This window comes from Streptomyces sp. NTH33 (assembly GCF_003236365.1).
GTDB lineage: Bacteria > Actinomycetota > Actinomycetes > Streptomycetales > Streptomycetaceae > Streptomyces.
In genome coordinates this window covers 1-7,821 of sequence record NZ_POTZ01000331.1, presented here as the reverse complement: position 1 = coordinate 7,821, position 7,821 = coordinate 1, and the positions used below count along the sequence as shown (strand labels likewise).

General features: G+C 68.9%; 8 protein-coding genes and 2 pseudogenes. 3 read left to right on the top strand and 7 right to left on the bottom strand.

Annotated elements, in window-relative coordinates; genetic code table 11:
• The 3 genes and pseudogenes from C1I97_RS26180 to C1I97_RS26170 all read right to left on the bottom strand — a co-directional run.
• Positions 1-575 (bottom strand): annotated as a pseudogene (locus C1I97_RS26180) (glycosyltransferase family 4 protein); the annotation flags it as partial.
• A 14-nt stretch (positions 576-589) separates the two neighbouring features.
• Positions 590-988 (bottom strand): 6-pyruvoyl trahydropterin synthase family protein, encoded by a 399-nt coding sequence (locus tag C1I97_RS26175; RefSeq protein WP_111005624.1) that lies wholly within the window; start codon positions 986-988, stop codon positions 590-592.
• Positions 989-1,138: 150 nt separating this feature from the next.
• The gene (locus C1I97_RS26170; RefSeq protein ID WP_111005623.1) at positions 1,139-2,113 is read right to left on the bottom strand and encodes a zinc-dependent alcohol dehydrogenase; all 975 of its coding nucleotides are present in this window, start codon (positions 2,111-2,113) and stop codon (positions 1,139-1,141) included.
• Between the two features lie 110 nt (positions 2,114-2,223).
• On the opposite strand from C1I97_RS26170, the gene C1I97_RS26165 reads away from it, so the two are divergent.
• The gene (locus tag C1I97_RS26165; protein WP_181446916.1) at positions 2,224-3,117 is read left to right on the top strand and encodes a CDP-alcohol phosphatidyltransferase family protein; all 894 of its coding nucleotides are present in this window, start codon (positions 2,224-2,226) and stop codon (positions 3,115-3,117) included.
• A 71-nt stretch (positions 3,118-3,188) separates the two neighbouring features.
• Positions 3,189-3,433: pseudogene (locus tag C1I97_RS41770) on the top strand (coagulation factor 5/8 type domain-containing protein); the annotation flags it as partial.
• Between the two features lie 138 nt (positions 3,434-3,571).
• Here C1I97_RS41770 and C1I97_RS26155 read toward each other — a convergent pair.
• From C1I97_RS26155 to C1I97_RS26145, 3 genes are all read right to left on the bottom strand, one after another.
• The gene (locus tag C1I97_RS26155; protein ID WP_258382740.1) at positions 3,572-4,036 is read right to left on the bottom strand and encodes a hypothetical protein; all 465 of its coding nucleotides are present in this window, start codon (positions 4,034-4,036) and stop codon (positions 3,572-3,574) included.
• Positions 4,037-4,219: 183 nt separating this feature from the next.
• Positions 4,220-6,034, bottom strand: a complete 1,815-nt coding sequence (locus C1I97_RS26150; protein ID WP_111005621.1) for an alpha/beta hydrolase — start codon at positions 6,032-6,034, stop codon at positions 4,220-4,222.
• 9 nt (positions 6,035-6,043) lie between these two features.
• Positions 6,044-6,505 carry a hypothetical protein gene (locus C1I97_RS26145; protein WP_111005620.1) on the bottom strand — a complete coding sequence of 154 codons (462 nt, stop codon included), beginning with the start codon at positions 6,503-6,505 and terminating at the stop codon, positions 6,044-6,046.
• A gap of 435 nt (positions 6,506-6,940) precedes the next feature.
• On the opposite strand from C1I97_RS26145, the gene C1I97_RS26140 reads away from it, so the two are divergent.
• Positions 6,941-7,294 (top strand): hypothetical protein, encoded by a 354-nt coding sequence (locus C1I97_RS26140; RefSeq protein ID WP_111005619.1) that lies wholly within the window; start codon positions 6,941-6,943, stop codon positions 7,292-7,294.
• A gap of 78 nt (positions 7,295-7,372) precedes the next feature.
• On the opposite strand, the gene C1I97_RS26135 is transcribed toward C1I97_RS26140, so the two are convergent.
• Positions 7,373-7,636 (bottom strand): hypothetical protein, encoded by a 264-nt coding sequence (locus C1I97_RS26135; protein ID WP_181446914.1) that lies wholly within the window; start codon positions 7,634-7,636, stop codon positions 7,373-7,375.
• Positions 7,637-7,821: the final 185 nt, after the last annotated feature.

Genomic DNA, 7,821 nt, shown 5'->3' with positions numbered 1-7,821 from the left:
GGGGTGGCGACGTGCACCCGGTCGGGGGCGAGCCCGTGGTGGGAGACGAGCCGGCGCACGGCCCAGTCGCTGGTGGCGACGACGGCGGGCACCGCCCGCAGCACCTCGCGTTCCCACGCGTCCAGTTCCGCGGCCACGGCCGGGGCGAGCCCGGTCTCGTCGCCGAGCGGCAGGTGCACGAGGACGGCCATCCGCAGCCGCTCGGCCTCGGGGACGACGATCTCGGGGACGCCGCAGGCCACCAGCCCGTCGAGGAGGACGACGGCGCCGTCCGGAAACTCCCTCAGAACGCGGGCGAGTTCCGTACGCGCCTGGGCTCCCGGCCTGGGCCAGTGGCCGTCCACGGCGTGCGGCTGGACCTGCCAGCCGAAGCCGGGCAGGTCGAGGGTGACACGGCGGTCGTAGGCGTTGCCGCCGCTCGGCGTGGCCGGGTCGTCGACGCCGCCCGGCAGGACGAAGTGCACGGTACGCAGGGACATGGGGATGATCCCGAAGTTCTCCGAGGCCGCGCGCTGGGCGGGCACGTAGGCCTGGGCGGGCACGTAGGCGAGGGACGGGCTCCGGCTGATGGTCATGGCGGTCGGCTCGGTCACAGCGCACGCTCGTAACTCGCCCACGCGATGTGCGACTCGTGGAGCGTGACGGTGAGACCGGCCAGGCCCTTGGCGCCCTCGCCCAGGGCGCCCTTGTGGATGCGCTCGGCGAGCCGGTCGGCGATGACCTTGGCCAGGAACTCCGTGGAGGTGTTGATCCCGGCGAAGTCGGGTTCGCTGTCGAGGTTGCGGTAGTTCAGCTCGCTGACGACCGCGCCCAGTTCCTGCGTGGCCAGGCCGATGTCGACGACGATGTTGTCGTCGTCCAGCTGCTCGCGCCGGAAGGTGGCGTCCACGAGGTACGTGGCTCCGTGCAGCCGCTGCGCGGGCCCGAAGACCTCGCCGCGGAAGCTGTGGGCGATCATGATGTGATCGCGGACGGTGATGCTGAACAACGGACGACCCTCCAGGTGCGGCGCGTCTGGTCCTCCGGCTGATCCCTGCCGGTGGATGCCGTGTAGTACGGCTCTTCGCTTCCCCTTGTTCAGCCGTCTCTCACTCTTTTCTGAGGTCAGGCGCTCTTGCCGTAGGGGCGTGAACGGCCATCAGGCATACCTGACCCGGTGGCACAGCGCGGGAATCTCCCCGGAGGCGAGCTTCGGCATGACCTCCGGCAGTTCCTCGAACGCGCTCTCCCCGGTGATGAGCGCGTCCAGCGCGGGGTCGGCGAGCAGGTCGAGGGCGAGGGCGAGCCGGTCGGCGTAGCTGCGGCCGGCGCGGCGGGCCGGGGAGACGGTGCCGACCTGGCTGCTGCGGATGACCAGCCGGCGGGAGTGGAAGGCCTCGCCGAGCGGGAGGGCGACCCGCCGGTCGCCGTACCAGCTCAGTTCGAGGACGGTGCCCTCGGCGGTGAGCAGTTCCAGCGCGCGGGTGAGCCCCTGCTCGGTGGCGCTGGCGTGCACGACGAGGTCGCACTCGCCGAGCGCGTCGGCGGGCAGTGCGAAGCCGACGCCGAGTGCGTCGGCGACCTCGGCGCGGGCGGGGTCGGCATCGACCAACTGCACGCGCACGCCGGGGAATCGTGCCAGCAGGGCGGCCACCGAGCAGCCGACCATGCCCCCGCCGACCACGGCGATCCGGTCGCCGACCAGGGGCGCGGCGTCCCACAGCGCGTTCACGGCGGTCTCGACGGTGCCGGCGAGCACGGCCCGCCCGGCCGGCACGTTCCCGGGCACGCGGGTCACGGCGCTCGCCGGGACGACGTAGCGGCTCTGGTGCGGGTAGAGGCAGAAGACGGTCTGCCCGGCCAGCTCCCGGGGGCCCTCCTCCACCACGCCGACGCTGAGGTAGCCGTACTTCACCGGCCCCGGGAAGTCGCCCTCCTGGAACGGCGCCCGCATGGCGGTGTGCTGGCTCTCGGGCACCTGTCCGCGGAACACCAGCGTCTCCGTGCCGCGGCTGACTCCGGAGTACAGCGCACGGACGACCACGTCGCCCTCCGCGGGTTCCGGAAGGTCCACCTGGCGTATCTCGCCCTGGCCCGGCGAGTCGAGCCAGAAGGCGCGGGCGGAGCTTTTCATCGGGGGACCTCCTGAACGGTCGGGAAGTTGTTCACGTACCGAGGTGTGCACAGGCCGCGCACAACGTACGCGGCGTTGATCGACTCTGTCACTCGGCCGGAGGATGTTCCGTGGCCCTGAACAACCATTACGACGCGAGGCCGGCTCAGCAGGAGCCCGCGGTGGGAGCGGGCGTACAGATCCTGTTGCTGGCCCTGCTCGGCACGGCGATCGGCCTGGGGCCGGCGGGCTGGGTGACCGGCCTGCTCTTCGCCGTCGCGACCTGGGCGGTGCTCTCCCGGGCGCTGCACCGCTCGGGGCTGCGCTCCTTCGGCGCGGCGAACCGGGTCACCCTGGGCCGGGCCACTCTCGTCGGCGGTGTGACGGCGCTGGTCGCGGACTCCTTCGTGAGCGCACCTCCGGTGTCGCTGCTGGTGGGCCTGACGGCGGTGGCGCTGATCCTGGACGGCGTCGACGGCAAGGTGGCCCGCAGCACGGGCACCTCCACCGCGCTCGGCGCCCGCTTCGACATGGAGGTCGACGCGTTCCTGATCCTGGTGCTCAGCGTGCACGTCTCGACGAGTCTCGGCCCGTGGGTGCTGCTGATCGGCGGCATGCGGTACGTCTTCGTCGCCGCCGCCCGCGTACTGCCCTGGCTGAACGCGCCGTTGCCGCCGAGCACCGCGCGCAAGACGGTCGCCGCTCTCCAGGGCGTCTGCCTGCTGCTGGCCGGCTCCGGCCTGCTGCCCCTGGTGGCGAACTTCGTTGTGGTGCTGGGGGCGTTGGGCCTGCTGGTGTGGTCGTTCGGACGGGACGTGCTGTGGCTGTGGCGGACCTCTCGGGTGCGGGTGACCTCCGTGGCGGAGGCGGTGCAGACGCTGGTGGCGGAGCGTGCCGGGGACGCGCAGGAGGTGCCCGCCGCTGCGCCAACGGTGAGGACCGTGGTGCCCTCGCCGGAGATACCCGCCCAGCGGTCGCAGGAGACGCCGGTGGAGGAGATCCTTCAGGCCGCGCGAGCCGCGTGACCTCCGGACGGCGCGTTCACGGGTGACGGACCGGTCGCCGGGGCTGCGGGACCGCGGCCCTCCGGCGGGCGCCCAGCAGCTACGGCGGGGCGAGCGGCGGCCCCATCGTCGACAGCCGCATCGACGGCCGGACCGGCCCGTACTCGCGGCAGCAGTGGCACACCCGCGAGTGGTACACCCGCGACAGCGCCGTCGGCAGCCGGCTGGACGGCGTGGGGAACATGGTGTTCTCCGGCGTCGAGGGCGCACCCGCGCAGAGCTTCCCGGCCCGCCATACACCGTCCTCGGCACCAATCCCATCTCCCGCGAAAAGCCCTCTCCTCCGCCTCAGCGCTCGAGGTGAGGCGGAGGACCTCATGGTCCCGCAAGGCCGATCCTGCCTTCTCTGCTCGGTCCGAACGAAATCTTGCGACCGATCCGATGAGCTGGAGAGGGACGGGGGCCACCCGATGAATCAGAAGCGTTCGATCTCCTCACCGTCGGGAATCTTGTAACAGCCGGACACGACAGTAAGGCTCAGCTTCGGCGGGTCGTTCTTCGCCATCTGGACAATATTGACGCTAAACTTTTTCTGATCGTTGTCGGCCGTGAGATTGATGTTCTTGTTCTTGCTGGTGTCCGGCCCGTACTCGACGATCTTCCAGCCGCGCTTGGGAAGATTTTCCCTGAGCTGCGCCATCGCCTTGTCCAGCTCGCTCGCCGATGCGGGGTAGAAGCTCCAAGGATGGAAAATCTGGAAGTACTTCTCCCGATCCCTTCCCGAGCAATCCGTCACCCCTGGGCGGCTGTCGGACGCCCTTCCCTTGACGCCGATCATGTCGTAGAGCTCACTGGAGACCTTCTCCGTCTCGTCGGCGGCATCGAGCGAGGTGCTCGTGCCCGCAAGCGGAATGCTGCCGGAATCATTGGTGTCGCTCATACTGCATCCAGTGAGAGTCGCGAGGGTGAGGGGCACGAGGAGCGCGGGGATACTCAGTTTGATTTTCAAGTCGATGGGCCTCGGCGGATCGGACCGGCATACGGGCCGGTCATGTGGTCGGATACATTGCGGATCGGTCGTCGAAGAGAAATGGTCCTAAGCCTGTGGGAACGGTCATCACTCCTACTTCACATGCGCCCAGCGATCCAGCGGCTCCTTCAGCTTCACATCCTCCTCATGGCCGGCAACGACGTAGCCTTGGTTCCGCAAGCTCTGCGTGCCCTCCTTCCAGTAGTCGCTGTGGCCTTCGGTGTCCGTGGCCATCTGGTTGGCGCCGAAGCGTTCGTCACTGGGGATGGTCCACGGACCGTCCCAGTCGGTCCCGCCGTGCCCGAACCGGCCGATGTCCGGAACGGGGTCCCAATCGGCCTCCTGGTTCCAGACGTGCCCCTTGGGGACGTCCAGTTGCTCGGCCTTGGGAACCTGAACGCCGGGGCTGCCCGCAAGGATGATGTCGTCCGCGTTCAGATTGCCCTGACGGGCCGCCGAGCCGATGAGGGTCGTTCCGTACGAGTGACCGATCGCGGTGCGGTGCGGTTCCGAGTCACCGGTGTGCGACGCGTCGAGTCCGTCCATGAACCGGTTGAACGCCGGAGCACCGTCGTCCGCGTAGTGGCTGAACGGCGAGTCCTTGACGATGTTCTGGGGCGCGTCATACCCGAGCCAGGTGATCGTGGAGACGGGTTTGCCGTCGGCCGAATCGGTGGCCACGTTCCACACGTTGACCATCCGGTTGATGTCCCCGCCGATGCTGCTCAAATTCGATGTCGTTCCCGGTACGTACACCGCTTGGTGAACCGCCGTGTCCGGGTTCCCGTTGGCGACGATGGCCCGGCCGTTTCCCTCCGCGCTGAAGCCCAACAAGTACGCCTCAGGGAGGCCTTTCCTACCAGTCGCGTCGAAGCGGTCCTGGATGCTCTGCATTCCCTTGAGGGACTTGGTGAGGTGCTCGTACCGGTCTCCGTACTTGTTGTGCCACTCCATCCACTCGTCTGTGTGCACCTTGGACGGATACGGACCCGATGTGATCCACGTCCATTCGTTGAGCGGCGGCTTCGGGATCGAGTTCAGCTCCAGTCGGAGCTGGGACCGCGTCTCGTCGAACACGATCCGGTTGGCCTCGTCCCGGACCGTGGACGGCAGCCCGTCCAGCTTCCCCACCAGGTCGGGACTGGCGGCCATCCACGCCGCCTGCTCCTCCGGGCTGAGCCCCTTCCACCATGCCGCGTTGTCCTTCGGGCTGCCCTCCTCGGGAGGCTGCGGGAGGGAGGCGAGGTACTCCTTGCCCGCGTCACGCACACCGCCCATGTCCGAGCGCGCGTCCTTCCAGTCCCGGTCGGACACCACCAGATCGTCGTCGGCCTTCAACGCCCGCAGCTTCGGGGCCCACTTCGCGTCCGCGTCCGTGGCCTCCTTCAGCGCGTCGGCGATGCGGTTCGCGAACTCCACGGCCCTGCCGTAGTTCGGGTTCGGGTGCAGGGTGGCCGCCTGGCGCTCCATCGCTGAGGCGGTCGGGTCCGTGGGGCTGCCCGAACTGGACACGGTTCCGCCCTCCGGGACCTTGCCGTCGGTCTCGGTGCCGCCCGCCGGATAGGTCACCGACCCGTCCGCGCCCACCGTGCAGCCGCTCGCCCGCGCGTCCTCCAGAGCCGCCTCCAGCTTCCGCTTCGCCGCCGCCATGTCGAAGGCGAGACCGTTCAGCGCGGTACTCACCAGTCCGCACTCGGTCTGCACGTAGTGGAAGTTCTTCGACAGCTCCTGCAACTCCCGCAGAGCGGCCGTCGCCGCCTCGCCCTCGAGATGGTTGCGGATCGCCGCACAGATCTGGTTGTCGACGGTGTCCTTGGCCGCACTGGCCATGTCACCCGTCGAACGGTACCCGTCCGCGGCCTCCTCGTACTCGGCCGGCTTGAAGGCCTTCAACGTCGCGAGGTCCATGACCGAGGATCACTTCCCCCTCGCCTGGCCGCCGACGGCCTCGGTGTCCTGGTACTTCACCTTCAGCGCGTCCAGCTCCTGCTTGAGCGCCGAGTCGGGTTTCGCGAGGTCGTGCCCCGCCTGCTCCAGCAGCGCGCCCAGCACACCGCAACGGCTGCTCACCCCGGTCACGTACTTCTTCCAGGAGTCGTACAACTCCTTCTGCGCCGCCGCCGACTGGCAGACGCTCGTGTCCCCCAAGCCCGCCTGGCCGGCCTCCAACGTCGTCACTGCCTTGCCGATGCCGTCCTTCAGCCCTTTGACATCCTCGCCCGCCTTCGCCCACGCCCTCTTGTGCGACTTCAGATCGGCCGAGGCCGCTCCCTCCGGAGAACCGCCTACCTGATCCGCCGGAAACTGGTTGAGCTGCATCTGCGTCGAACCGCGTGCCGTCGCATCGGCCTTGAGCTGCTCCCACTCGTCCCAAGCCATGCGTTGTTCCTCCCCGTTGTCCAGCTGCCGGCGCTTCGGCCGACCCGCCATGATTCCCAAGTTCGCGCGGCGAAATCAAACGGTTCTGCCGGCGGGATGCGGAACTCGATGCCGAGGATCACCCGGACCTCGTCGTCCAGAGGACGGAGCGCGGTCCGGCCCGGACATGCGGGTCGTACCTGCCGGAGGTTCCGGCCCAGTGGGTGGCGCGCGTGAGCAGGACGTGCGGGGCGGTCAGCCTGTCCGCGGCACCACAGGCCGCCCAGCCGCAGCGGCAGTGCGGCCGATCGCTTTCCCGGCCCGCAGGAACGGGCCCGCTCCTCCCCCGTCGCGGGAAAGGGGCGGGCGCGCACATGAAGTTCCACCGACATGCTCTGCACCGACGCAAGTTCGGACAACCATGGAGTTGGCTCGGTGGCTCGCAGGGCCGCAGTCATGACCAAGGTTTCGGCGGAGCGCAGGGGCGGACTGCTCGGCGTGGTGGAGCGGCAGTGGAAGAATAGTGGCTACAAGATCACAAGCGTCAACCCGGACAAGGAAAACCCGGCAATCTTCGCCGAGACCCCTGAGGGGTATCGCATGGGGCTCACCGTAGGAGGCGAGGGGCAGTTCTTCCTCAAAGTCGCGACCCCCTGTGTGAAGCAGTCTGACGTAGCCAGGCCCAAGACCAAGGCCACCGGGCAGGATTACTACGAGCGGAAGGTGCCTCGCCCCAACGTCAACGACGCCTTCTGGTCCGCTGGAGATCCCATTTCTTCGGCTTCACCCAAGTCGCCGAGCAGTAGCTGATGGGATCGGAACAGCGTTCGCCGAACGCCATCGTCCACTCCGACACGGCAGCTGTAAGTCGTGATCTTGGTTGTGGGATCAGGCCGTCACCTCGGCGATGACGTTGTTCCAGCGGCGGTGGGCCTGGGCGGCTTGGTGCTGGTGATGGCGGCGCCAGGCTGACCAGGCCAGGACGTGGGCGAGACCGCGGTGAGGTGCCGGAAGGGCCGTGACGCGGAGCACGGCGAGCAGCTCGCGGGGGCTGGCGGGGACGAGCGCGATGCCGGCGGCCGGGACGGTGGTGTAGGCGCGCGTGACAGCCAGGACCGCGGCGGCCATCAGGCTGATCAGGCTCCAGCGCATCCAGGAGTTCCAGCAGGTGACCTGCCCCTGGTCGAGTCCGGTGAGGTCCTTGGCGCTTTGGGTAGGGTGGGCCGCGCGGCGAGGTGCCAGATGTGCTGGTCCTTTTCCGCGCGGCCTCCCTCCGAACCGGACGGGCCCGCTTTCCGGGCATCCGGCTCTCCGGTGACTACTGCGTGAGCGGGGAG

Excerpts from the sequence above, each read along its gene's own strand:
- C1I97_RS26170 (WP_111005623.1), bottom strand. The coding sequence starts at position 2,113 with ATGAAAAGCTCCGCCCGCGCCTTCTGGCTCGACTCGCCGGGCCAGGGC.
- C1I97_RS26155 (WP_258382740.1), bottom strand. The coding sequence starts at position 4,036 with ATGAGCGACACCAATGATTCCGGCAGCATTCCGCTTGCGGGCACGAGC.
- C1I97_RS26150 (WP_111005621.1), bottom strand. The coding sequence starts at position 6,034 with ATGGACCTCGCGACGTTGAAGGCCTTCAAGCCGGCCGAGTACGAGGAG.
- C1I97_RS26145 (WP_111005620.1), bottom strand. The coding sequence starts at position 6,505 with ATGGCTTGGGACGAGTGGGAGCAGCTCAAGGCCGATGCGACGGCACGC.
- C1I97_RS26140 (WP_111005619.1), top strand. The coding sequence starts at position 6,941 with ATGACCAAGGTTTCGGCGGAGCGCAGGGGCGGACTGCTCGGCGTGGTG.
- C1I97_RS26135 (WP_181446914.1), bottom strand. The coding sequence starts at position 7,636 with ATGCGCTGGAGCCTGATCAGCCTGATGGCCGCCGCGGTCCTGGCTGTC.